The sequence below is a fragment of the Sphingopyxis sp. NJF-3 genome, assembly GCF_053514865.1.
In genome coordinates this window covers 348,500-372,603 of the sequence record NZ_CM130726.1, presented here as the reverse complement: position 1 = coordinate 372,603, position 24,104 = coordinate 348,500, and the positions used below count along the sequence as shown (strand labels likewise).

At 60.5% G+C, this 24,104-nt stretch carries 20 protein-coding genes; 10 read left to right on the top strand and 10 right to left on the bottom strand.

Annotated features, from left to right (window positions below):
* Nucleotides 1–282: 282 nt before the first annotated feature.
* A complete protein-coding gene (locus ACOTSS_RS01640; RefSeq protein ID WP_448689822.1) occupies nucleotides 283–2,169 on the top strand; it encodes a polysaccharide biosynthesis protein in 1,887 nt (628 codons plus the stop codon).
* Between the two features lie 132 nt (nucleotides 2,170–2,301).
* Here the strand turns inward: ACOTSS_RS01640 and ACOTSS_RS01635 are convergent, their stop codons facing one another.
* The 3 genes from ACOTSS_RS01635 to ACOTSS_RS01625 are packed head-to-tail and all read right to left on the bottom strand — an operon-like array spanning nucleotide 2,302 to nucleotide 4,743.
* Complete coding sequence (locus ACOTSS_RS01635; RefSeq protein ID WP_448689821.1) at nucleotides 2,302–3,510, bottom strand: DegT/DnrJ/EryC1/StrS family aminotransferase; 1,209 nt, start codon at nucleotides 3,508–3,510, stop codon at nucleotides 2,302–2,304.
* A gap of 1 nt (nucleotide 3,511) precedes the next feature.
* Nucleotides 3,512–4,150 (bottom strand): acetyltransferase, encoded by a 639-nt coding sequence (locus ACOTSS_RS01630; RefSeq protein WP_448689820.1) that lies wholly within the window; start codon nucleotides 4,148–4,150, stop codon nucleotides 3,512–3,514.
* Complete coding sequence (locus tag ACOTSS_RS01625) at nucleotides 4,147–4,743, bottom strand: sugar transferase (protein WP_448689819.1); 597 nt, start codon at nucleotides 4,741–4,743, stop codon at nucleotides 4,147–4,149. The genes ACOTSS_RS01630 and ACOTSS_RS01625 overlap by 4 nt, the downstream gene beginning before the upstream one ends.
* 525 nt (nucleotides 4,744–5,268) lie before the next feature.
* On the opposite strand from ACOTSS_RS01625, the gene ACOTSS_RS01620 reads away from it, so the two are divergent.
* The 8 genes from ACOTSS_RS01620 (at nucleotide 5,269) to ACOTSS_RS01585 (ending at nucleotide 14,063) form a co-directional block, all read left to right on the top strand.
* Nucleotides 5,269–6,303, top strand: a complete 1,035-nt coding sequence (locus tag ACOTSS_RS01620; protein WP_448689818.1) for an SDR family NAD(P)-dependent oxidoreductase — start codon at nucleotides 5,269–5,271, stop codon at nucleotides 6,301–6,303.
* Nucleotides 6,300–7,430 (top strand): polysaccharide biosynthesis C-terminal domain-containing protein, encoded by a 1,131-nt coding sequence (locus ACOTSS_RS01615; protein WP_448689817.1) that lies wholly within the window; start codon nucleotides 6,300–6,302, stop codon nucleotides 7,428–7,430. The genes ACOTSS_RS01620 and ACOTSS_RS01615 overlap by 4 nt, the downstream gene beginning before the upstream one ends.
* 68 nt (nucleotides 7,431–7,498) lie before the next feature.
* A complete protein-coding gene (locus ACOTSS_RS01610) occupies nucleotides 7,499–8,587 on the top strand; it encodes a UDP-N-acetyl glucosamine 2-epimerase (RefSeq protein ID WP_448689816.1) in 1,089 nt (362 codons plus the stop codon).
* Nucleotides 8,588–8,608: 21 nt separating this feature from the next.
* Nucleotides 8,609–9,859 carry a glycosyltransferase family 4 protein gene (locus ACOTSS_RS01605; protein WP_448689815.1) on the top strand — a complete coding sequence of 417 codons (1,251 nt, stop codon included), beginning with the start codon at nucleotides 8,609–8,611 and terminating at the stop codon, nucleotides 9,857–9,859.
* A gap of 51 nt (nucleotides 9,860–9,910) precedes the next feature.
* Nucleotides 9,911–10,537, top strand: coding sequence for a hypothetical protein (locus ACOTSS_RS01600; RefSeq protein WP_448689814.1), 627 nt, complete (start codon nucleotides 9,911–9,913; stop codon nucleotides 10,535–10,537).
* A 15-nt stretch (nucleotides 10,538–10,552) separates the two neighbouring features.
* Nucleotides 10,553–11,773, top strand: a complete 1,221-nt coding sequence (locus tag ACOTSS_RS01595) for a glycosyltransferase family 2 protein (protein ID WP_448689813.1) — start codon at nucleotides 10,553–10,555, stop codon at nucleotides 11,771–11,773.
* Complete coding sequence (locus tag ACOTSS_RS01590; protein WP_448689812.1) at nucleotides 11,770–12,774, top strand: glycosyltransferase; 1,005 nt, start codon at nucleotides 11,770–11,772, stop codon at nucleotides 12,772–12,774. The genes ACOTSS_RS01595 and ACOTSS_RS01590 overlap by 4 nt, the downstream gene beginning before the upstream one ends.
* Nucleotides 12,775–12,776: 2 nt before the next feature.
* Nucleotides 12,777–14,063, top strand: a complete 1,287-nt coding sequence (locus ACOTSS_RS01585) for a flippase (RefSeq protein ID WP_448689811.1) — start codon at nucleotides 12,777–12,779, stop codon at nucleotides 14,061–14,063.
* A gap of 124 nt (nucleotides 14,064–14,187) precedes the next feature.
* Here the strand turns inward: ACOTSS_RS01585 and ACOTSS_RS01580 are convergent, their stop codons facing one another.
* From ACOTSS_RS01580 to ACOTSS_RS01550, 7 genes are all read right to left on the bottom strand, one after another.
* Nucleotides 14,188–14,871 (bottom strand): hypothetical protein, encoded by a 684-nt coding sequence (locus ACOTSS_RS01580; protein ID WP_448689810.1) that lies wholly within the window; start codon nucleotides 14,869–14,871, stop codon nucleotides 14,188–14,190.
* A gap of 97 nt (nucleotides 14,872–14,968) precedes the next feature.
* A complete protein-coding gene (locus tag ACOTSS_RS01575) occupies nucleotides 14,969–15,967 on the bottom strand; it encodes a GDP-mannose 4,6-dehydratase (RefSeq protein WP_448689809.1) in 999 nt (332 codons plus the stop codon).
* Between the two features lie 28 nt (nucleotides 15,968–15,995).
* A complete protein-coding gene (locus ACOTSS_RS01570; RefSeq protein WP_448689808.1) occupies nucleotides 15,996–17,228 on the bottom strand; it encodes a hypothetical protein in 1,233 nt (410 codons plus the stop codon).
* A 66-nt stretch (nucleotides 17,229–17,294) separates the two neighbouring features.
* Nucleotides 17,295–19,466 (bottom strand): GumC family protein, encoded by a 2,172-nt coding sequence (locus tag ACOTSS_RS01565; RefSeq protein ID WP_448689807.1) that lies wholly within the window; start codon nucleotides 19,464–19,466, stop codon nucleotides 17,295–17,297.
* 19 nt (nucleotides 19,467–19,485) lie between these two features.
* Nucleotides 19,486–20,223: a polysaccharide biosynthesis/export family protein gene (locus ACOTSS_RS01560; protein ID WP_448689806.1), complete on the bottom strand. Its 738-nt coding sequence runs from the start codon at nucleotides 20,221–20,223 to the stop codon at nucleotides 19,486–19,488.
* 69 nt (nucleotides 20,224–20,292) lie between these two features.
* Nucleotides 20,293–21,705, bottom strand: coding sequence for an O-antigen ligase family protein (locus tag ACOTSS_RS01555; protein WP_448689805.1), 1,413 nt, complete (start codon nucleotides 21,703–21,705; stop codon nucleotides 20,293–20,295).
* A 180-nt stretch (nucleotides 21,706–21,885) separates the two neighbouring features.
* The gene (locus ACOTSS_RS01550; RefSeq protein ID WP_448689804.1) at nucleotides 21,886–22,671 is read right to left on the bottom strand and encodes a metallophosphoesterase family protein; all 786 of its coding nucleotides are present in this window, start codon (nucleotides 22,669–22,671) and stop codon (nucleotides 21,886–21,888) included.
* A 237-nt stretch (nucleotides 22,672–22,908) separates the two neighbouring features.
* On the opposite strand from ACOTSS_RS01550, the gene wecB reads away from it, so the two are divergent.
* Complete coding sequence (gene wecB, locus ACOTSS_RS01545; RefSeq protein ID WP_448689803.1) at nucleotides 22,909–24,084, top strand: non-hydrolyzing UDP-N-acetylglucosamine 2-epimerase; 1,176 nt, start codon at nucleotides 22,909–22,911, stop codon at nucleotides 24,082–24,084.
* Nucleotides 24,085–24,104 lie beyond the last annotated feature (20 nt).

Sequence of the window (24,104 nt, the reverse complement as noted above, 5' to 3'; positions counted from 1 at the left end):
GCCATGCCACGAATTATAGCGCCGTCCGGGAAGACAGATTGGAAGGCGGGGCTCCTAACATGTAGCACTTGTTGAATTATCTACGGCATGCGTCTAAGACGCGGGCCGCATCTGCCGCGAGGAAGTCTCGCGGGGATGCAGGGTCGCCGCAGGGAAACATCCCGACGCTATGACATTGTGGGAGCGGATTCACAGGATCCGACAAGCAGCGGCAGACGATAAATGATGGTTCAAAACAACGTCCGGTGGCGCGCGATACGCGAGCAGATACTGTCCTTCATCGTGGACCGTCCGCGTGTCCAGCGGCAGTTGATGGCCGTGGCGATCGACGGTTTCCTGTGCATCGCAGCAGTATGGATCGCCTTTTCGCTGCGGCTCGGCGTGTGGGAGCTCTTTTCGCTTCCGATCGCGACCTTTGCAGTCTTCGCGCTGCTGCTCTGGTATCCTATCGCCTGGAAAGCCGGTGTCTACCGCTCGCTGATCCGCTTTTCGGGCACCCGGACCATCGCCGATCTCGCTATCGCCTGCGGCCTGCTCTCGCTGCCGCTATTCGTGGTCTGCGTGGTGTTCCGCCTGCCCGCGGTGCCACGCACGCTGTGCGTCCTTCACCCAATGATCTTCCTCCTGTTGCTCGCCGCCAGCCGAGTGGGCATCCGCTTTGCGCTGCTCGACCTTCTGAAAGTCGTGTCGGCGAGTGCCCGCCGCGTCGTCGTCTATGGCGCTGGACGCGCGGGACAGCAGCTCGCGCTGTCGCTACGCCACGAACCGCAGGTCCATCTCGTCGGCTTCGTCGACGACGACCTCCGCCTTGATGGCCAGCGGCTCGACGGCGTCCCTGTCTTCGGCGCCAACCGCCTGCACAAACTGCTCGAAGACACAGACGTCGACGAAGTCCTCCTCGCCATCCCCAGCGCTTCGCGCGCGCGCCGGCGCGAGATCATCGAGACACTCCAGGACGAGGAAGTCTATGTTCGCTCGCTCCCCAACCTGACGAGCGTGATCGAGGGCACGGTGACGGTCAGCGACCTGCGCGAGATCCAGATCGAGGAACTTCTCGGCCGCGAAGCGGTCGCGCCCAATGAGTTGCTGATGGGCAAGACGATCGTCGGCAAGACGGTGATGGTGTCGGGCGCCGGCGGCTCGATCGGCAGCGAACTTTGCCGCCAGATTATCCCCTGTCGGCCGGCACGCCTGATCCTTCTCGAACAGTCCGAATATGCGCTCTATGCGATCGAACAGGAACTCGCAGGACTGATGCGGGAACTCGGCATTTCGGTGCCCATCGTTCCCGAAATGGCGAATGTCTCCGAACGCTCGTCGATGCGCCGCGTCTATTCGCACTATCGTCCCGAAACCGTGTTTCACGCCGCCGCCTACAAGCATGTGCCGCTGGTCGAAGCAAACCCGATCTCGGGGCTGCGCAACAATATCATGGGGACGCTCCACAGCGTCGAAGCCGCCGAAGAGGTGGGCGTCGCCAATTTCACCCTGATCAGCACCGACAAGGCGGTCCGCCCGACGAACATCATGGGCGCCTCGAAGCGGGTGTGCGAACTGATCCTCCAGGCGCGCGCGGCGCAGCCCGGCGTGAAGACGGTGTTCAGCATGGTCCGCTTCGGCAATGTGCTGGGGTCGAGCGGATCGGTGGTGCCGCGCTTCAAAGCGCAGATCGCCGCCGGCGGCCCGGTTACGCTGACCCACCGTGAGATCACGCGCTATTTCATGACCATCCCCGAAGCCTCGCAGCTCGTCATCCAGGCGAGTGCGATGGCGAAGGGGGGCGAGGTCTTCGTGCTCGACATGGGCCAGCCGGTGCGGATCGCCGACCTCGCGCGCTCGATGATCCGCCTGTCGGGGCTGAGCGTGCGCGACGCCGACAATCCCGACGGCGACATCGAGGTCGTGGAAACGGGGCTTCGCCCCGGCGAGAAGCTCTATGAGGAATTGCTGATCGGCGACAACCCCGAGCCGACCAATCACTCGCGGATCATGCGCGCGCGCGAAGGATTGTGGCCGTGGGAGGAACTCGATCACGAGTTGAAAAGCCTCGACGCGACGATCCGCGGCAGCGGCGACGGCGTGACCGCGGTCCAAGTCATCAGCCGCCTAGTTCCCGAATATGCGCCCGACGTCGAATGGGCTGAGCGGCTGGAGGGCGGTCGAGCCTAAGTATGCCCCGATGCGAGCGTCTCGCCTGACTAGAGTGCGTTCGGTTTTGATGGAATCAAAACCGGCGCTCTAGATTCTTGTTTTACCGTGTTTTCCGAGTCGTCAGGTGATTCCACCTGACTTGAAAACACTCTAGGCGCTCGCCGCAACCAGCACTTCGCGACTGACGTCGGCCGTCAGCTTCATTTGCTCGGGCGTCAAGGTCGGGTGCACCAGCCACATCAGGCTCGTTTCGCCCATCTCGCGCGCCACCGGCAGGCGCTGAGCCGGGCGCGTATCGGTCCCGTCGAATGCCTTTTCCAAATAGACCTCCGAGCAGCTACCCTGGAAACAAGGAACGCCGCGCGCGCTGATCTCATTCATGATCCTGTCGCGATCCCATCCCTCGCGCAACCGCTCGGGACGAACATAGGCGTAATATTTGTACTCGGCATGGACGCTCCCGTCGTCGACCAGTCGAGGCGTTCGGACTATCCCGTCCGGGCCCGCGAAGTCCGCCAACGCGTCGCGGAGCATAGCCGCGTTGCTCGTGCGCGCTGCAGTCCACTTCCCCATACGGCGCAGCTGAATGCGGCCAATCACAGCCTGCATCTCCAGCATCCGCCAATTGGTCCCAACGCTTTCGTGCAGCCAGCGGAAGCCGGGCGGATGCTCACGCTCGTAAACAGCTTCCCAGCTTTTTCCATGATCCTTGAATGACCACATACGCGACCACATATCGCGGTCATTGCAGGTGAGCATACCACCCTCCCCGCCCGTCGTCATGATCTTGTCCTGGCAGAAGGACCAGGCCCCCACGTCGCCGATTGAGCCAACACTGCGTCCCCTATAGCGCGCACCATGCGCTTGGGCGCAGTCTTCGATCACCTTGATCTCTCTCGCGCGCGCCATCTCCATGATCGGATCCATATCGGCGGGCCAGCCTCCGAGGTGGACGACGATGATCGCCTTGGTGCGTCCGGTAAGGCGCGGTGCGATGGTCGCAGCCGAGAGGTTTCCGCTGTCGCGGTCGACATCGGCGAATACCGGCACCGCGCCCGCATTGAACACGCAACTGACGGATGCGAGGAATGTCCGCGGGGTGACAATCACCTCATCATCGGCGCTACCCCCGTTGACGCTACCGATCCCCAGGCCGTGCAACGCCAAGTCGAGCGCCACGGTGCCATTGGCAAGCGCGATCGCGTGTTCGGTTCCGGCCCATTCGGCGAATTCGCGCTCGAAGCTCCGACATTCGTCGCCTGTCCAGTAATTGACTTTGTTCGATCGCAAGACGGCCGCAACGGCATCGACTTCCTCGTCGCTGAAGCTAGGCCATGGGGAAAAGTTGGTATTCAACATCTCACTTCTTTTCGAGTATCCTGGCGGGGTTTCCGATAACGGTAACGCCGGGGGGAACATCTTTGGTGACGATCGCGCCCATTCCGACCGTCGCGCCTGAGCCAACCGAAACGCCCTGTCGCAGAATGGCGCCCGATCCAATATAGGCATGATCGCCAATCGTCACATTGCCGTTGCAATGCACCCCGGGGGCGAAGGTTACATAATCGCCGATTGCGCAATCATGCTCGACATAAGAATAGAGATTGGCGTGAAAACAGCGGCCGATATTGATATTCGAGGTTAGCGTGACGAATGGCGAAAGGAGCGCCCCTGGACCGATTTCAACGTCGTCCATCACGATGACATTGGCAGCAGTTGCGCCTACAATACCGACTCCAGCCTCGTGGCATCGAAGATCCAGCTTCTGGCGAATGGCCGAATCGGCGATCGCCAAGACCGCGAAGCGCTCTTTTGCCGGCTCGCCGGTGAAACGATCGAACATCCAGACCGGATGGCCGTTAATGCTGCTTGCCCACGGGTCGTCGTCGATGAAGACGAGCCGGGCATCCTGCTCCTCCATTCGCAGCCTCGTGCGCAGGAGCGGCATGATACCGCGCCCGCAGCCACTGGCACCATAGACGCCGTAGAGTCGCGTCATCGTTCAGGCGTTCCTTCAAACTTCGGCATGGTCGCCTCCCCCGCAGCGCTAATGCCATCGCGTTGCAGTACCTTGACCACGGTCATCCATAGAATCCGGATATCCAGCCAGAGACTCTGCCTGTCGACATACCAGACGTCCAACGCGAATTTCTGATCCCAGCTCAGAGCATTGCGGCCATTAACCTGCGCCCAGCCAGTCAGGCCAGGCCGAACATCATGTCGTCGTGCCTGCTCGGCATTGTAACGGGGCAGATATTCCATCAGCAACGGCCGCGGGCCGACGAAGCTCATGTCTCCCTTTAAAATATTCCAAAGTTCGGGAAGCTCATCAAGACTGGATGCACGAAGAAAGCGGCCGAAGCGAGTCAGGCGCGCCTCGTCCGCGAGCGGCGTTCCATCATCGGCGAAGGCGTCGCGCATGGTGCGAAACTTCAACATCTCGAACGGCGCCCCATGCAGACCTGGACGTCGCTGTCGGAATAGGACGGGGCTTCCCATACGAGAATGGATCAGCACCGCGAGTAGCAACAGAAAAGGCAGCAGCAGCAGCAGCAGCAGGCCGGCCGTGACCACATCGATCAGGCGCTTCATCATAGGCTGCGATCCGCATTTGGAACCGAAACGATATCAACGCCATATTCTTGAAACATATGCCTCGCAATCCGCCGGCGGGCGATGATCATGTCGGATCGAGCAGGGAGATAATTTTGGGACGCCCACCTACTGACCCAGAGCATCTCTGGCAAGCCGCCTCGGGCTGCAAGCGTGGTTGGCTCATCCAGACGACGAGTGGTGCGATATGCCGGATCAAAACGGTTGGTCTGTCGACCTTCGGGCCCAATTAGCGTTTGAGACGCTCCGGGGACTCTGATAATGGCCCTGCCGCCGAAGCCCTTCGATGCTAATCTGCAAAGTTGCGACAGATAATGCTACCCTTCCCCGTCAACTCCCTGGCAGCGAAGCCGCGCTTTCCCGGTCGTTGCATCAACCGGCCGAGCGCGCCGGAGAGGCGGGATATTTACGGCAGACTTCCCATACACATTGTTCGCGAGCAGCATCTTCTGAATTAGTCGCTCAGCTATCATTTCGACATCTTCATCCAAGGACATCCCTCTTATGGCAGGCACGATCAATTCCGTTCTTATTACTGGCGGGACGGGAAGTTTCGGCAAAACCATGCTCCGCGAACTGCTTGCCGACGGCATTCCGGAGATTCGCGTGCTCAGCCGCGACGAAGAAAAACAGGATCATCTGCGTAGCGAACTTGGGGATTCGCGGGTGCGCTTCTTTATTGGTGATATTCGCGACCGATCGAGTGTCGACCGTGCAGTGGCTGGGGTTGACGCGATTTTTCACGCTGCGGCGCTCAAACAGGTTCCGTCCTGCGAATTTTTTCCGCTCGAAGCCGTGCGAACGAATATCTTGGGCAGCGAGAACGTCATTCGCTCCGCCGTCAACGCCAAGGTGAAGAGCCTCGTCTGCCTGTCTACCGACAAGGCGGTGATGCCTATCAATTCGATGGGCATGTCCAAAGCAATGATGGAGAAGCTTGCTCAGTCGGCGGCGCGCGAGCTTGGTTCGTCGGGTACGACGATCAGCTCGGTTCGCTATGGCAACGTCATGTATTCGCGCGGCTCAGTGATCCCGCTCTTCATCCGTCAGATCACGACGAATCGACCGATCACCGTTACCGAACCCGAAATGACCCGCTTTTTGATGCCGCTCCGGGACAGCGTGGCATTGGTCCGCTTTGCCTTTTCGCATGCACGCCAGGGCGACCTCTTCATCAAGAAGGCTCCCGCGAGCACGATAGCCGATCTGGTCATCGCGCTGAAGGAGCTGTTCGGCGTGCCCGATCATCCGGTGAAAGTCATTGGTTGGCGGCACTCGGAAAAATTGTACGAAACGCTCGCGAGTTCACAGGAACTGGGGACCGCTGAGGATTTAGGCGATTATTGGCGTCTGCAGCTCGACGGCCGTGATCTCAACTACAATGCCTATTTCTCGGAAGGGACCGAGGATCTCGACAAGTTCGAAGATTTCCATAGTCACAATGCGGAAAGACTGGACGTCAAAGGCGTGAAGCAGTTGCTCCTGTCGCTTCCCGAAGTGCAAGAGCAATTGGAAATCTGGCGGACCACGGCTCAATGAAGATTGTCATCACAGGCGCGCGAGGACTGCTTGGTTGGCATTCAGCCGCCCGGCTTCACGCGGACAATTGTGCCGCGCGTTATCGCAACGCTCCTGAACCTTGGACGCTGGCGTTGCTTGATCACGCAGGTTTCAACGACGATGCGGCGCTGCATCGCGCGCTGCAGGATGCCGCCATCGTGCTACATTGGGCTGGCGTAAACCGCGGTACGGACGAAGAGATCGCCGCCGCTAATCCAGCGATCGCGCAGCGTCTGGTCGATTTCTGCGAGGCGGGCGGCCACCACCCCTTCATTGTCTATGCGAACAGCACGCATGCCGAATTCGACACCATCTATGGCCGGTCGAAGAAAGGCGCCGCGGACATTATCGCTGCTTTCTCCGGCAACGATTATTGCAATCTCATACTGCCGCATATCTTCGGCGAAACGGCGCGCCCCTATTATAACAATGTCACAGCAACCTTCATCGACCAGATATGGAAGGACGAAAAGCCGTCGATCAATGCAGACGGCCGCGTCGAACTGCTCCATGCAGGCGAAGCGGCGCGCGCGGCGACAGAAGCGGCGCTCGAGCGCCGCGTCGGTGCGCTGCGCCCCGAAGGCCGAAGGATCGCTGTCGCTGAACTCTGGGACAAGCTGACCGCATTTCACGCCGACTATTGCGAGGGCATCTTTCCCAACCTCGCCGATCCGTTCGATCTCGCACTCTTCAACAGCTATCGAACAGCCGCCTATCCGGAACGCTACCCCACCCCCCTGACGGTCAATGCCGACAGCCGTGGCGTCCTGTTCGAAACCTCGAAGGCCAGGGGGTCGGGTCACGCATTTCTCTCGACGACCCACCCTCAAGTGATCCGCGGCGATCATTTCCATGCCAGCCTTGTCGAGCGCTTCGTCGTTGTGTCCGGAAAAGCGGTGATCCGCGTCCGCAAGGTTCTTACAGACGAGGTGCGGGAGTTCTTCGTATCGGGAGACGAGCCTGTCGCGATTGACCAGATTCCTTTCCATACCCATCACATCCAAAATCTCGGCGATGACGAACTCATCACCTTTTTCTGGTCGCACCGCATCTTTGATCGCGCCAATCCTGATACCTATCAGGATCCGGTGCTCGGGAACCTCTGACAATGCAGAAATTGAAAGTCACAACTGTCGTCGGCACCCGGCCGGAGATCATTCGTCTGTCGCGGGTGATGAGCCGGCTCGACGCCTATACCGACCATCGGATCGTCCATACTGGGCAGAATTGGGACTATGAGCTCAACGAAGTATTTTTCTCGGATCTCGGCCTTCGCAAGCCAGATACCTTCTTTGGAGTCGACACATCGTCGCTGGGCGTGGTCCTCGGCGGGATATTGATCGAAGCCGAAAAGGAACTGCGCGAGAACCGACCCGATGCTCTGCTCGTTCTCGGCGACACGAACAGCGCCATTGCCGCGCTAATGGCACGGCGAATGAAGATTCCGGTCTATCATATGGAGGCTGGGAACCGCAGCTTCGACCGCAACGTGCCGGAAGAGACCAACCGCAAGATGGTTGATCACATCAGCGACTTTAATCTCGTCTATACCGAGCATGCGCGGCGACACCTGCTTAGCGAAGGTATGGCACATCGTCGCATCTATCTCACCGGCTCGCCGATGCGCGAGGTGCTCGACCATTACCGTCCGCAGATCGAGGCGTCGGACGTCCTCGCCCGGCTCGAGCTTGCGTCCGGCAGCTATTACATTGTCTCGATGCATCGCGAAGAGAATGTCGATAGCAAAGAGCGGCTGATCGAGGTCGTGGCGTCGCTCAACGCACTGGCCGAGCGTGACGGCCTGCCGGTGATCATCTCAACCCACCCGCGCACGCGCCGGCGGCTCGACTCACTGGATAGCGTGATGCTCGATCCGCACGTCCGTTATCTGAAGCCTTTCGGTTTCCACGACTATAATCATCTGCAAATGCATGCCCGCTGTGCGATTTCGGACAGCGGCACGATCGCCGAGGAAAGCGCTATTCTCGATTTTCCTGCGATCACACCGCGCGATGCAATCGAACGTCCTGAAGCGCTCGACACCGGCAATATCGTCGTCACCGGCATAGATCGAAACGCCATTCTCGCCGGGATCGACGCGGTCGTCGCGATGCACGCCGAGCGCAAGGCAGCGGGAGCGCCGGGCGTGGTTCCGGCCGACTATGCCATCGGCAACACATCGGAACGCGTCGTCAAGCTGATCGTCGGGACCGCGCGTCTGTCGAACGGCTGGGACGGCATCCGCATGCATGATTACGTCTGATCGCCCGTAGGCGGTACGGCCGTGCGTATCCTCTACCTTACTCAGTGGTTCGAACCCGAACCGGCGTTCAAGGGCGCGGCCTTCGCGCGCGCGCTTGCCGATGCGGGGCACGAGGTTCAGGTAGTGACCGGCTTTCCCAACTATCCCGGCGGCAAGCTTTACCGTGGATATCGCATCCGCCCCTTCGCGCGCGAAACGATAGATGGCGTGCAGGTGCATCGGCTGCCGCTTTGGCCGAGCCACGATAAATCAACCATCGGCCGCATCGCCAACTATCTGAGCTTCTTCGCGAGCGCGCTCGTCTATTGCCTCCTCCGGATGCGGGCTTATGATATCGTGTATGTCTATCACCCACCGCTGACGCCCGCCCTCGCGGCAGCGCTCGCGGGTGTCTTCCACCGTGTCCCGTTCGTGATCGATATCCAGGACCTGTGGCCCGATACGGTCGCGGTCTCGGGCATGGGCAACCCAAGGATCGTTGCGATCCTCAATCGTCTGTGTCGCTTCGTCTACAACCGCGCAGCGCATATCCTATGCCAATCCGACGGCATGGCCGAACGGCTCGCTAATCGAGGCATTCCGCGCAACAAGCTGACGCGCATTTACAACTGGTCGAATTATCGTCCCGGGACCGAGGGCGAGGCCGACGTTCCGAACGAATTCGCGGTGGCTTTCGCTGACCGCCTCAATATCGTCTATGGTGGGAATATTGGCCAGGCGCAAGCGCTCGAGCATCTGGTGGAAGCCGCCATCCGCGTTCAGCGCGACGTCCCTGCATTGCGTCTACACATCGTCGGGCAGGGGATCGAACGCGACAGTATTGCTGCCCTCGCGGCCTCCGCCCCCGACACAGTGCGGCTCTACGCGCCGGTTCCCCGCGCCGTCATGGATCGGATCTTCGAGCGCGCCGACATATTGGCGCTGCACCTCAAGGATGATCCGCTATTCGATCTCACGATCCCGTCGAAGCTCCAGCATTATCTTTCGATAGGCAAGCCCGTGCTCGCAGGAATCGGGGGAGAGGCTGCGCAGCTGCTGCGACGGAGTGGCGCGGCGCGGGTCGGGCCGCCCGCCGATGTTGCAGTAATGACACAAAATCTCATCGCGCTCGCGCGTATGCGGAACGATGAGCGAGCGGTGCTGGAGACGTCAGGTGCGGCCTATTATGCAAGCAAATTGAGCTTCGAATCCGCGCTGCGCGATACGCTGGCTATATTATGCGCCCATGGCGACCCAGTGACCCGCAGGCGCGCGCAACATGACGAGCAATAAGGCGTTGAACCACAGTTCCGGGAAAACCGGTCGAGACAATGTAGGAAGATTATGAGCAACGATATCAAATCGGCCATTCGTGCGGCACGGAATCAGATCGTCAATGCCATAAAGGGCATCGACAGCAATGCACTCTTCCGGGGTGAGGATGAATTGTTCCGGGACGCACTCGCTACATGTAAGGTCTACGGCGAATATGGCTGCGGCGCATCCACCATCTGGTGTGCAAGTAACAGCGCCGCACAGATTCTATCGGTCGACACGAGCAGCGAGTGGATCGAAACGGTGCGGAACAAAACGGGTCGGCCGCCACAACTCCAGTTGGTCCATGTCGATCTCGGGGCCCTCGGCGACTGGGGCCGGCCACGTGACTATTCGCACCGCGACCGCTTCGCCGATTATATCGCTGCCCCGTGGCGCTTCCAGGTCAAACCCGATGTCGTGTTAGTCGACGGGCGTTTTCGCGTCGCCTGCTTCCTGACTTCGCTCATCGAAGCCGAAGCTGGAACAACCATCCTATTCGACGACTATGCCGACCGTCCCCACTATCACGTCGTAGAAGACTATGTGTCGGTCGTGGGACAAGCCGGAACGCAGGTGAAGTTCATCGTTCCCGACGATCTCGACAGGGCCAAAATCGCGGAAGAGGTTCAGAATTTCCTTTATGTTATGGACTGATATTTTCCGGTGTCGATGAAACAGGAACCAAGCATTTTGCACGCTTTCGATATTGTGGAAACGGGAATGGAGATTGCGCGGGCGCGCATCTGCGTTATCGTCGTGACCTACAACCGGATCAAATCGCTAGAGCGGCTACTCGCGTCCCTCCAGCGCGCCGACTATGGTGGTGACGCAGTAGACCTTATGATCTCGATCGACGGCGGCGAGGTTTCCAAGACAATTTACGATTATGCGTCAGGCATCTCTTGGCCGTTTGGGCGCCTCGCTGTCCGCCGGTTTCAGCGGAATCTGGGTCTCCGCCGTCACATATTGAACTGCGGTGCGCTTGCCCATGATTATGATGCCATCATCCTGCTTGAAGACGATATCGTCGTCGGCCCTAATTTTCATGCTTTTACGAGGCAGGCCATCGACCATTATAGCAATGACGAACGCATCGCTGGCATCTCCCTCTACGCCCCCTCTCACAACGAAATGGCCGACCTGCCATTCCAGCCGATGCTATCGGGATTTAGCGTCTATTGCCTACAGAGCGCACAAAGCTGGGGACAGTGCTGGACCCGCAAGATGTGGGCGGATTTTGAGGCATGGTACGTAGCCTATGGCGACATGCTCCTTCATGCGCCCGACATGCCGGAACGCATTTACAGCTGGCCCAAAAGCTCTTGGAAGAAATTCGCCATGAAGTATCTGGCCGAAACCGGGAAGACATGGCTCTACCCCTATCGGTCGCATACCACCAACTGTTCTGAAGTCGGCACACACAATCGCCAAGTTACCGCCATCTATCAGGTCGGTCTGTCACACGGAAATGAAAAATTCGCCTTCGCCCCGTTAGAGGATCTCATTCATTACGATTTGTATTTCGAACGTAAGGGTGAGCAGTTACGCGACAGTCTTCGGGTGCCCGATGATCAGCCGCTGATCCTCGATCTGTACGGGACGCGGCAGCAAGTCGTAGGGCCCGCTCATCTCCTCACCACGCGTATCTTGCCCCGCGCACCGCTCCAAAGCTTCGGCTTTGCTTTCAAGCCGCAGGAAATGAATATCACGATGGCAACAGCCGGCGACCTCGCGGGATTATATCAGATCGACGTCGGCGAAACGGTCGACCTGTGCCGTCTCGACGCCGCCCGGCCGAGGGATTATTTTTCAAGCACCGGCTGGCGCGATCAGCTTCACGCGGGACTCCAGGGTCTGAAGGCCGCGATCACCCGAAGATTAAAGCGATGACGGTTCCGTTTCGCGTCCTCGTGGTCGTGACCCGGCCCGAAGCTACCGTCGAAGCACGGATCATGGACAATATCATCGGGGCACTTGGCACCGCGGGTATCACACACGAGGTGTTTCGTACCCGCGGGATAGCCGACATACGGTTTCGCAAGCAGTTGGCGCAATGCGATATCGTGCTACTTCACACGCCACTACTGCTCAGCTTCGTCTACGCGCTCATGGCGCGCTATTGGCATCAAAAGCCGATCGTTGGCATAGTCTGGGATAGCTATCCTGTGACGCTCGGCGGCATTCGGTACGATCGAAGTTTGCGGCGGCGGATTCTCGACTGGATCGAGAATAGAGTCGTGACACTTTGCAAGCGCATTCTCGTACCATCTGCGGATTTCCTAGAGGAACCCCGGTTCTCGACTGCCCGCGTCGTGGGCCTATGGCATCCCTTGAACCTGCCATTGATAGATCACGGATTCGAGATAGAGGATGCCCCCACCCCCTTGCGGATTCTTTTCGCCGGCCAGATCAATGCTACGCGCGGCCTTGAGGCCGCAGTCGCAAGACTCGATCAAGTGACCTGCGGGCGTTTTCACCTCAAGGTTGCCTCAAGTGATCCGCTGCCTACTAAACTCGCCGATCATCCGAAGATCGAGCATCTCGGATATCTCGATCGTGCTGCCCTGCGCAGGGTTGCTGCCGAGTGCGATTGCGGGCTGGTCTCATTGGCACGCGATTTCGACGGCCCCGGCTTCCCCTCGAAGAGCTTCGAATATCTCGAAGCCGGCATTCCCTGCCTCTATTACGGCAAACGGCTCCGCCATTACCTCCGCACTCTCGAAGAAAGCGGTGCCGGCATCGACATCAGCGCGGACGCCCACGGCAGGCTTGACCGCTGCGATGTGCTGCGTCTCAAGCGGAACATCGGCGCGGCGACGGCCGTCTTCACAGCGGCGTTCGAGCTCGATGAGCTATCTTTTATTGCCCGGCTCGTCGAAACGAAGGCCTAGTCATGCTGCAGATCGCAAAACGCTTAGGCTGCTGGAGTAAGCTGTATCACGGCCAGTCCGGCGCCTTCTGGATATTTTCCGAACGCGTGCTCAGCAGCGTTCTCAATCTGCTCTGCATCGTCGCGATCACGCGCTTCCTCGGCCCGACCCCCTACGGCCATTGGGCATTCGCGCTGTCGGTGGTCGGGGTCTTACTGGCCACGGGCCATCTCGGGCTGGACGGACTGCTGATCAAGAAGATCGTCGACGCACCGGATCGTGCGGCGCATCTACTGGGTACGGTCGTCGCACTCAAAGCGGCGATCTACATCCCAGCGATCGTGGGCGTCCTGCTATTCTTCCACGATCGTCCGGCCGTCACCGCCGAAGAGCAGAAATTGCTGTTCATCCTGATGATCCCGGTCATCATGGCGCCGCTGACCTCGTCCCTGTTGGCGTGGACCAACGCGACATCGGAGTTCGGCAAACCCGCTAGGTCACGCATTGCCGCCAATGTCACCGGAACTACCGCAAAACTGCTCGCTGTTTTCGCGGGCTTCGACATCGTCAGTGTGGGCTATATCCATGCAGCGATGTTCGTGCTCGAAGCGCTGCTGCTACTCCTTGTCGTCGGCAGTCAGGGAGGGCCTCTACCATGGCACTGGCGGCCTGACCTCGCCGATGTTCGGCCACTGTTGCGTCAGAGCGGCTATCTGTTCGCCGCGACAATCTTCGCCATTCTCTATTTCAACACCGACATCATGATGATGCGGCTCTTTCGCGGCCCCTATGAAGTCGGCACCTATGCGCTGGTTCCGCAGATCATCCAGGCGATCCAATTAATCCCCTATGCATTAACCCTATCGACCTTTCCCGCGCTCGTTGCGCTGGCGGGCCAAAGCCAGGATCTCTTTCACGCGAGGATTTTGTCGCTGACGAAACAGCTGTTCCTGATCGCGGCACTGGTCGCCGTCGCGCTGGTCGGTTTCGCCGCCATCGGTTTTGAATTGATTTTCGGTGCAGCCTACAAGGCGACAATCCCCGCGCTGATGATCGGCGCGCTGTCGTTGCCCTTCCTGTTCATCCGTCAGTTGACCACGAAGATCTATATCTGCACTAATCAGGGACGGCGGCTGGCGGTCATCGAATTGGTGGGCCTGCTGCTGTCGATCGGACTGAACTTGATCCTCATTCCGCGCTTCGGCGGCCTCGGCGCGATCTCGGTACTTTGCCTCGTTTGCTTCTTTACCGTCGTGATTTCGCTGCTCTTCTTCGAGCAGGGCAGCCTTGTTCGCCGCATGCTGCGCTAGCAGCGGGGATGGCGCCAGTGTCTATCCTCGCGCATGCGGCCCATCGTCACAACGGTCTATGATTGCCGGAGCGGCGAAACGGGCAGAGTCAATGAGCGCGTTCCGCCGCCCATCATCATCATCGCTATTTGATGAAATCGACGATCAGCGAAAGCGGCCGCGGATCGCTCCGTACGCGCGGATCGTGAGCACTGGTGCGCTGGACATAACCGCGTGCATAGTCGACGGACTTCATGATCCTGCCGCCATCGGGCTTATATCCTTCAAGAATCTCGTAATTCTGGAACTTGCTAGCTTCGATGAGCGCGACCAGATTTTCGAAAACGGGAAACCACAGATGCCCTCCCTCGATCACTTTGCCATCGACATAACGCCCGCCACCGCCCGGATCGAAGACGATCTTGTCGTCCGCGTAAAGGCACCGCAAGCGATAGACGTCGGCGCGATAGTCTGGAAGGCTTAGGCGAAAGAAGCCGCCCGGCCGCAACACGTTATAAACATGGTTGAGGACGTCAGGCATCACCTCATAGGGAAGATGCTCAAACACATCCTCTGACTGATACACGTCGATCTCGCCCGCCAGCGGCATCGCCTTCGTGACATCATGCGCAATGTTTCGGCTGCTCGGGCTGAAGGGGGTCAGACCGATATAGCCTTCATACTGCGGCAGGCCGCGGCGCAGTTTGCCCGCGTAGAGCTTCCGCGCGCGCCGGGCGTCCTCCCACGACGCGCCACGCTTCACGCCCCAGCGCACCAGCGTGGAATCCACATTATCCATCACATGGAGAAGTCTCGGATAATCTACCATTCCGCGCTTCCTGTCTCGCCTTCGATTGAGTGAGCGGCCAAATAGCATATGGCCTCGTCAAAACATCAGCAATATTGCTCCGGCGGTCATCTTCGCCCTATTTCCCGTAATAATCGCGAAACCAGGCAACGAATTCGGCGATGCCGTCGCGTACTGCGGTCTGCGGGCGATAGCCGGTCAGCCGCTCGATCAACGAGGAGTCAGCCCAAGTCGCGGGCACGTCGCCTTTCTGCATCGGTAGATAGTTGCGGATCGCTTCGACCCCCAACTCGCGCTCGATCGCATCGACGAAGTCGAGCAAGCGCACCTTTTCCGAATTACCGATATTGACGATTCGATAGGGCGCCGCCGGCGACAGACTGTCATCGGCCGCAATTTCGTCCTTGCTTTTGGGGCGCATGGGCGGGCAGTCGATCAGTAGCCGAATCGCGCGCACTATATCTGTGACATGCGTAAAATCGCGGTACATCTCACCGTGATTGTAAATATCAATCGGCTTGCCGTCGATGATCGCGTCGACGAACTTGAAGAGAGCAAGGTCAGGTCGTCCCCAGCTGCCATAAACCGTGAAAAAGCGGAACATCGTCGTCGGCAGGTTCCACAGATGCGCATAGGCATGCGCCATCGATTCATTGGCCTTCTTCGTCGCCGCATAAATGGTGAGCTGGGTGTCTGCTCTTTCGGTCTCGGTGAACGGCATGTCCTCGTTCGCTCCATAGACGGACGAGGTCGACGCCATCAGCAGATGCTGCACCGATAACCGCCGCGCTGCCTCCATCACATTGAAGGTGCCGATGACGTTGCTGTCCAGATACGCGCGCGGCTCTTCAAGGCTGTAGCGAACCCCCGCCTGGCCGGCGAGGTGGACAATGACGTCGGGCTGGAACGCGTCGATCGTCGCATCCAGCAGCGCCTGGTCCTCAAGCATGCCCTCGGTCGCAGTGAAGTTAGGATTCTCGCTCAAATGCCGGTGCCGCTCCTCTTTTAGCCGCACGTCGTAATAGTCGGTCATGCCGTCATAGCCGGCGACCGTGAAACCTTCGGTGAGCAACAGCCTGGCGAGGTGAAAACCGATGAAACCGGCGGTGCCGGTCACGAATATCTTTCGCTGCACGAAAAGATCCTCAATTGGAGTCAGGGCCGGTCGTACCGCCGCTGGCGGCGAGGGGTGGACCCGCCTCGCCTCCGCCCGCCGGTGCCAGCGAAATGTTGCGGAAATATGCATCAACGCCCGCGGAATCGTCGGGCAGGGCGACGTCGATCGACAGCCAGTGCCAGCGGCACGCGCTCTCGGGAATGGCGAACGTTACGGCATGCTTGCCCACAACGAGCGAAATGGGCTGGGTTTTCGCGGATTTCGCACCCGGCTCAGCACAGGTAACACGCGCCAGCAAGGTAGCGGGGTCGATCGGCATCGACGCCGACAACGACCAACTCAGCCTATAGTTCCCCGGCGACAACGAAACGAGCTGACGCGCCGCAAAGCCGCGCGCGCCGCCGATCGCGGAGACGAGAAGGCTCTTGTCCTTTTCGTCGATCGACGCGCCCAGCGTTCCCGATACGGCCAGTTGCCAGTCGAACGGCGGCAGTTGCGGCTGTTGCTCGAAGTCTCCGTTCGACAGCAGGGTCTCGGAGCGCGATTTCCGCGCGAGGCCCAGCCCTGCATATAAGGCATGGGCCGCTTCGAACTGACCGCGGTTCGTCAGAGCGATCGACAAATAGCGATCTGACCGGCTGATCGCGGTTTGCCGCCACGGCGCCTGCGCAACCGCCACGCGCAGCTTAGCCGCATTGAGAAGACTGGCAGGGCGTTGGATAACCTGCTGCCAATAGGTCTCGGACCAGCTCGGCGCTGGGCCAATCACGGGGGTCAGCGCGGCGACAGCCGCCTCCTTAGCCGTCGCATCAGCCATCGCACCGACATAGGCCGCGCGCACATCATTGTTGGTCAGCACCGAACGCGACAGCCAGAGGAAAAAGGCCTTGTCGTCGCCACGCTGCGCCGCCGTCCGGATCTGCTCCTCGTTGAGCAACGAGTTGCGCCGCGTCAGTTCTCCGGCCCTTGCGAGCAGCGATTGCCGCGCCTTGCCTTCGGGCATCGTCGGGATAATCAGGCTGAGCGCGGTCGACGACAAGGGCTCGGCACGGTAGGCGGCGCGCGCGAGGTCGATCTCATGCTTGGTCGCGATCGCTTGGGGGTCCTTGAGGATCCGGATCCCATAAGCCATCATCGCGAAATTGGCGCTCGCGGTGCCGGTCGGCGGAAAGCCCACGGCATGAGCTGCCGCGGGGGCCTTCACCTCGTTTGACGTGACGAAAGTCGATACGCCCACACAGACGGCGAGTGCACCCGCCACCAGCCATCCCGCTGTACGATATGGTTTCACCGTTCGTCCCAAACGCTCAGTCGACGCACGCCCGCGTCAGGTCTTTTTCTCGTCGCCGTAGCTATAGCCGTAGCCGTAGCCGTAGCCGTAGCCGTAAACCTGATTGCGCGCACCGACCTTGGTGACGATCGCGCCGAACAGCTTGGCGCCCGACATGCGCAGGCGCGTCAACGCCGTCGAAATCGCTCGGTTCTTGGTCGCATTGGCCTCAATCGTGAACAGGACACCTTCGACACGGCGCGCGATCAGCGGCGCATCGGCGAGGCCAAGGAGCGGCGGCGAATCGATCAGCACATGGTCATAGCGTGCCAACAGCGTTTCGATCAGCATCGGCAGGCGATCGCTACCCAGCAGTTCCGCCGCGTTGGGCGGCAACTGACCCGCCGTGATGACCGAGAAGCCGAACTTGGGCAGATCCGCGATCATGCCGTTCAGATCCTCGTCCCCCGACAAATAATGGCTGAGCCCGCGCTTGTTCGGCATATCGAGATAGCGGTTGAGCGACGGATTGCGGACGTCGGCGTCGATCAGGATCACCGACTTGCCCGTCGCCGCGAGTACCGTGGCGAGGCTGAGCGACGAGTTGCTCTTGCCTTCCTTCGGCCGCGACGAAGTCAGCATGATCGACCGCGGCGCGCCATGCTCGGTGAGAAAGGTCAGGTTCGTCATCAACGAGAAATAAGCTTCGTAAATCGCTGATTTCTTGTCGAGGATCGCGTCCGCGACATTCTGATCGAACACTTCGGGGATCGTGCCGAGCAGCGGGAGACCGAAGCGGCCCACGACGTCCTGCGGATCGCGAACCGAGCTGTCCATCTTTTCGAGGACGAACACGAGCGCCGCGGCGAACGCGGTCCCGGCCAGCAACGCCAACAGCAAATTGGTGAAGAGCGAAGGACTCGACGGCTTGTCGGCGACCTTGGCGCGATCGACGACGGCTATATTGTTCGTGCCCACGCCCGACGCGCCGATCTCCTTGTAACGCTGCAGCAACCCGTCATAGAGTTGGCGGTTAGAATCCACTTCACGCTGCAGGATCGCCATCTGAATCGATTCACGCTGCTGAGCGTTATAATCGCTGGTCAAGCGGTCAAGCTCGCCTTCAAGGTCGCGCTCGCGCTTGACCGCGGCATTATAGGCTTCACGATTACCCTGCGTCGAACGAGCGGTTTCAGTGGCGATGCTGCGGTCGAGATTGTCGACCTGGGCACGCAGCGACACCACGGCGGGATAATCCTCTTCGAATATAGTGCGCAGGCGGGCAAGCTCGGCGGCCGCCTCGGCCCGCTTTTGCCGCATATTGCCGATCGCAGGTGCGTTGACCTGAGCGACGCCAGTTTGCGTATTGGAGAGCTCGGCTTCAGCCGCGATGCGCAGTTGCCGCGCCTCGGCCAGCGCCTTACTGACGGCTTCGATGTCCGATCCCACCAGCGTCTGGGTCTTCGTCTGCCCGTTGATGTCGGTTTCGGATGAAATGGTCACGATGCCCTTGCCCATCGTGTAGTTGATGAGCGCGCGTTCGGAGGTTTCGAGATTCTGGCGCAGCGTGGTCAAGCGCGCCTCAAGATATTTGCGGGCGTCCGACGTCGCCGCGAACCGGCGGTCGATGCTAGCCTGAACGAACTGCGTGACCCATAGATCCGCGAGCTTCGCCGACAATTGGGGCGATGGCGTCGCGAAACCAACATCGACGAGGCTCGATGAGCGAACAGGCGTTACTTCGAGATGGTCTAGCAAGATACCAGCCGCACGCTTGCTGATGTCGCGGCGCTGCGCGCTCGTCATGCCAGCTTCGGGCGTATCGAGCTTGAAAGCGGCGGTAAACGCCTTGTCCGCTGTCAAATTTCCCGCCCGTACGACACGGTCAGCTAGCGACCGCGACTGCAGCAACGAATATTGCGTGTTATAGAAGGCGATCTCGTTGACAGGCGCGCTATCGCGCTCGCCTTCCACCGACGTCGCGACGGGCGCGTCGGGTAGGATCTCGATCCGCGCCGTCGACGTATATTGCGGCGTGGCGAGAAAGGTCGCGAGCAGCCCGAGCAGAAGGCAAGCCGCGATTACGCCGATCACCCAGTTCCGATGATTGACGACGGCGGCGAAAACCCGCTCGAGAACCGGCAGCCCACTGTCTTCGTCATAAGCCGCATGGTAGTTTACGCCGTCGAGCGACGACAGGGAATCGCGCGTGGTGGCCAAATCATTCATGGTGCGATCCGTCCTCGACTTAAACTTCGCGGGCCAGCAGGATTATCGGCGACAGCAGGGCCGGGAATGTCTGGAGAATATCCTTGAACATGCGCCGCTGCGGGGAGTCGCCGACGATCACGATATCGTTCGGGAAAATTTCCGGATCGGCGTAATTGCCGCGGCGAATGCCCTCGAGATTGTAGATGCCGACATATTTCTTGTTGCCGACATCGCGGAACACGACGACGTCCTCGAGCTTGGCGAATTCGGTCGTGCCGCCGGCGAGCGCGACCGCGCGCATCAGCGTCATCCGACCAACGACCGGGTAGGACCCCGCCTTGTTAACCTGGCCGTCGACCGTCACCGACATCGACTGAATGGCGAGTTGGCTCGTCGGCGACTTGAAATTGACCGTGACCTGGGGGTCGCGCACGTAACGGCCGATCAACTTGCTGCGGATCTCAGCCGCGATGATGTCTGGAGTCTTTCCTGCCGCAGCGATGGTTCCGACCAGCGGGAACGCGAAATTGCCCTCGCCGTCGGTCATGATATCGCGCTGCATGTCTTCGACACCGAACACCTCGACGCGCAATTCCGTGAACGGTCCGACGAACGACGTCCGGCTCGAATGCACAACATCAGCGGCCTCGGGCTTCGGCAGTTCGGCGAGCTTGGACACCGGGCTGTTCGGAGCGCTCGCGACCGGAGGTGCATTCTTGACGCACCCGGCGAGAGCCATGACGCCGAGGGCGAAGATGATGCGGATTTGGGTCATGAGACTGATAGGATATCCATATGCTTCGAGGACAGGGACGCTATAAAGGCTTGGGGCATGCCCGCAAGTTTAATCCCGCCGCGCATGCGTCGACGCCGGGCAACAGAGCAATGTTGTCAACATGATGGCCATGACCTGCAACGAGGGCACACGAAGCGGATAATCGACGAAACTCGCCGCCGCGAGAATAACAACCACGATGAGCACGGGCAGCCGAAGATCGCCGCGGTGACCCTTGACGAGATTGCGCAAGCCAAGCGCCAGGAACCGGCGGGCGAACCAGACGATGGCCGCGATCAGGATCAGAGCCATCGGCAGCCCGCCCGAGAGCAGAATTTCCGCCCAGTCATTATGGGCGTGATTGAAATAGGAAGGGCTGAGCAAAGCGTCGGGCTCGAACATCTTGTAGACGTCCGGGAAAGAGCCGATCCCGCTCCCGGCAACCCAATATTTTTCGATCATCGAGAGCACGGTGGGCCACGCCTGGACGCGCATATCGTCACCCACGCCTTGATCCGCCATCCGGCTGAGCGCGGTCGTCCGATCCGAGAGCCAGATCGCGGTTCCGAGCAACATCGCGAGCAGAATCGGCGGCGAATAGACGAGATAGCGCCAGCTTCCCAGCTCGCCAGAGCGGGCCGGGACGCCGCGCCGGCCCACAGGCTTCGAGTGCCAATCCGCGACGACCATCGCATAGCCCACGGCAAACGCGACCACGCCGGCGACAAACCCGGCGCGCGAACCGATCATCGCGGTGAGCGCAGTGAAAGTCAGCCCGGCGAAGATGAGGGCAAGCTGCATCGACCGGTTCTGCCGGTTGCGCATCCGTTCGTCGCGGAGCAGCATCGCGGTGATGACTGTGGCGCAGGCGAGGAACACCGCGTTATGGTTGCGGTTCGCGAACAGGCCGACCATCGCATCGGAATTGGTGATCCGGTACAGATAGGCCGCGCTCCCCGCTCCCGACAGCAGTTGGAAGAAGCCCAGCAGCGCGCTTGCCGCGGCGACCCCGATGATCGCCAGCATAAATCGCGGATACTCCTCGGGATCGAGGCGTGCCGCCAGAAAGAGCGCGGCGAAGGGGACCGACATGGCAAGCAGCCCGTTCCACGTCTGCGACGGCGCCAGCGAAATCGGCCTCCAAAGGTCGGGCTGACCCAGCAGGCCATCGATCGCCACGATGGTTTCCCGCCCCGGAAGCGCGTGCCAGATCGCCGGCGGCAGCGGCACGAGCTGAATCGCCATCCATAAGGTCAGCAGGACGAGCAGCAGGACGGGGGTACGGATGCGCCGCCAATCGTCCGCGGTCAATCGCATCGCTGCCCAGAAAGCCGTGAGAACCGCCACCGCGCGCAGCAGAGGCAGCGAGTTCAGATCACCCCGCGCGCCACCACCCACCAAGAACACGAAGATCAGGAAAAGTATAGGAGCCGAGGTCGACAAGGCCGAACCAAAAGACAATTTCGGGATAGGAGTTGCCACCGCGTGTCTATTCATGATCGTCTTTTCTTGTCTTCAGTAACACGGGGCCCAGCTTCGCTCGGTTGCGCGGCGGGGGCTTAGACGCTCGCTTCGGGGGTGACAAGCGCGATAAGGCGGACTGCACCAAAGCGCCGGTGAGATTGGATTTGCCTGGAAATCCGCCGCCCCGGCCCGCCACCATCATGCCGCGGCGCGTTCGAGCTTCTCGCGCGCGAAAAGGAACCAGCGCTGGTCGCCCTCGAGCGCGAGCGCCGCCAGGATCCCGCTGCGAAACGCCCCGACGTCGACGCCGATCCGGTTCGCCTGCTCGTCGGGCTCGGCGGTGATGCTGTGGCCGTGGACGATCATCTTGCCATGGTCGGCGAGGTTGTCGAGGAAATCGTCGCGAATCCAGCGCAGGTCGGACAGTGCCTGCTGTTCGAGCGGCACGCCCGGCCGGATTCCGGCATGAACGAAGGCATAATCGCCGATCTCGATGACATCCTCGCCCATTCCCAGGAAGGCGACATGTTCGGCCGGGACCAGCCGCGGCAGCCGTTCGGCGACTTCCTCGAAGCTCGCTTCGGCGAGGCCCGCGTCATCATTCCAATAGCTCGCGACCGTGGCGTCGCCGCCGATCCGCATGAAATAGCGCAACCGCCGAACGTCGCCCGTCAGCGCGGCGAGGAAGCATTCCTCGTGATTGCCGATGAGTAGCCGGGTATCGGGAAATTCCTCGCGCAGCCGCATCGCGCGCTCGATGACCTCGGCCGATTGCGGGCCACGATCGACGAGATCGCCGAGCAGGATGATGCTGATCTGCGCGGGACCGCGCGCGGCATGGTCGGCACGGATCAGGTCGAGTATCTCAGCGAAGAGGTCGTCGCGACCGTGAATGTCGCCGATCGCATAAACGCGCTGTCCCGCGGGGACCGAAAAGCCACTGCGCGCCGGCTGGGCTGGCTTGCTCTTGCGCTTCCAAAACATGAACTAAAAGACCGATCTATCGTATTTCAAGCAAGACAAATGGCCGAAAACAGGGGCCCAGGAGGGATATCCGCCCCCTACCCCCCCAGATCGGCCGTGGCAATATACGCGGTATGCGCGCAAGCGTTGCAATGCGCGCGATCACAAGGCGCAATTTTCCGTTCGTCGAAAAAATTTAAGGGTGTCGCAAGCATTTGCGCTTAATCCGTCATTAGCCACAAGCGCCGGATATACCATATGAAAATCATGACAGTTTTTGGGACGCGCCCGGAAGCGATCAAAATGTTTCCCGTTATTCACGCGCTCCGTCGCCACGGCGGCATCGACGTGCGCGTCTGCGTCACCGCGCAGCATCGCGAGATGCTCGACCAGGTGCTGCACATCGCGCGCATCATCCCCGACATCGATCTCGACGTCATGCGGGCGAACCAGACGCTCGACGCGCTGCTGGCGCGACTGGTGACCGAGCTCGGCGAAACCTTCGACGCCGAAAGGCCCGACCGCATCCTCGTCCACGGCGATACGCTGACGACGATGGCGGCGACGCTCGCCGCCTATTTCCGCAAGATTCCCGTCGGCCATGTCGAGGCGGGATTGCGCAGCGGGAACATCTATCACCCCTGGCCGGAGGAAGTGAACCGCAAGGTCACCGGCGCCGTCGCCGATCTGCACTTCGCGCCTACCGACACCGCCGCCGCCGCGCTGCGGGCCGAGAATGTTGCCGCCGACCGCATTCATGTCACCGGCAACACCGTGATCGACGCGTTGCTTGCTACCAAGGCGCGCATCGACGAGGAGCCCGCGCTCGCCGCGGGGCTAGACCCTCTGATCGCGCGCTTTGCCGGCAAACGGATCATCGCGGTCACCTCGCACCGGCGCGAGAATTTCGGGGACGGTATGAGGGCGATCGCCGAAGCCATCGCGGCGATCGCGGCGCGAAGCGACGTCGCGGTCGTCTTTCCCGTCCATCCCAATCCGCACGTGCGCAGCGCGATGGAGCCGATCCTCGGCACCCTCGCCAACGTCGCGCTGATCGACCCGCTCGACTATCCGCATTTCGTGCGCCTGCTCGCCGAATGCGACCTCGTGCTGACCGACAGCGGCGGCGTGCAGGAGGAAGCGCCGTCGCTCGGCAAGCCCGTGCTCGTGATGCGCCAGACGACCGAGCGGCCCGAAGGCGTCGCCGCCGGGACCGCCCGGCTGGTCGGCACCGACAGGGACCATATCGTTTCCGAAATCTTCAGCCTTTTGGATGATGGTGCCGCCTACAACGCCATGGCCCGCGCCCATAATCCGTTCGGCGACGGGACCGCAGGCGTCCAGATTGCGGAGATTGTCGCGCGCGCCGTTGAAATCGAGCAGAAAGTCGCCCCTGTCGGCCTTGATCGCCCGTTCGCACTACCAGTCGACTGACGCAACGCTCCCCAACTGCC

What these genes read in the sequence shown, in the direction of transcription:
- ACOTSS_RS01610 (WP_448689816.1), top strand. Translation starts at nt 7,499, where the DNA reads ATGAGCCGGCTCGACGCCTATACCGACCATCGGATCGTCCATACTGGG.
- ACOTSS_RS01565 (WP_448689807.1), bottom strand. Translation starts at nt 19,466, where the DNA reads ATGAATGATTTGGCCACCACGCGCGATTCCCTGTCGTCGCTCGACGGC.
- ACOTSS_RS01620 (WP_448689818.1), top strand. Translation starts at nt 5,269, where the DNA reads ATGGCAGGCACGATCAATTCCGTTCTTATTACTGGCGGGACGGGAAGT.
- ACOTSS_RS01630 (WP_448689820.1), bottom strand. Translation starts at nt 4,150, where the DNA reads ATGACGCGACTCTACGGCGTCTATGGTGCCAGTGGCTGCGGGCGCGGT.
- ACOTSS_RS01595 (WP_448689813.1), top strand. Translation starts at nt 10,553, where the DNA reads ATGAAACAGGAACCAAGCATTTTGCACGCTTTCGATATTGTGGAAACG.
- ACOTSS_RS01560 (WP_448689806.1), bottom strand. Translation starts at nt 20,223, where the DNA reads ATGACCCAAATCCGCATCATCTTCGCCCTCGGCGTCATGGCTCTCGCC.
- ACOTSS_RS01635 (WP_448689821.1), bottom strand. Translation starts at nt 3,510, where the DNA reads ATGTTGAATACCAACTTTTCCCCATGGCCTAGCTTCAGCGACGAGGAA.
- ACOTSS_RS01600 (WP_448689814.1), top strand. Translation starts at nt 9,911, where the DNA reads ATGAGCAACGATATCAAATCGGCCATTCGTGCGGCACGGAATCAGATC.
- ACOTSS_RS01580 (WP_448689810.1), bottom strand. Translation starts at nt 14,871, where the DNA reads ATGGTAGATTATCCGAGACTTCTCCATGTGATGGATAATGTGGATTCC.
- ACOTSS_RS01615 (WP_448689817.1), top strand. Translation starts at nt 6,300, where the DNA reads ATGAAGATTGTCATCACAGGCGCGCGAGGACTGCTTGGTTGGCATTCA.
- ACOTSS_RS01550 (WP_448689804.1), bottom strand. Translation starts at nt 22,671, where the DNA reads ATGTTTTGGAAGCGCAAGAGCAAGCCAGCCCAGCCGGCGCGCAGTGGC.
- ACOTSS_RS01625 (WP_448689819.1), bottom strand. Translation starts at nt 4,743, where the DNA reads ATGAAGCGCCTGATCGATGTGGTCACGGCCGGCCTGCTGCTGCTGCTG.
- ACOTSS_RS01590 (WP_448689812.1), top strand. Translation starts at nt 11,770, where the DNA reads ATGACGGTTCCGTTTCGCGTCCTCGTGGTCGTGACCCGGCCCGAAGCT.
- ACOTSS_RS01585 (WP_448689811.1), top strand. Translation starts at nt 12,777, where the DNA reads ATGCTGCAGATCGCAAAACGCTTAGGCTGCTGGAGTAAGCTGTATCAC.
- wecB (WP_448689803.1), top strand. Translation starts at nt 22,909, where the DNA reads ATGAAAATCATGACAGTTTTTGGGACGCGCCCGGAAGCGATCAAAATG.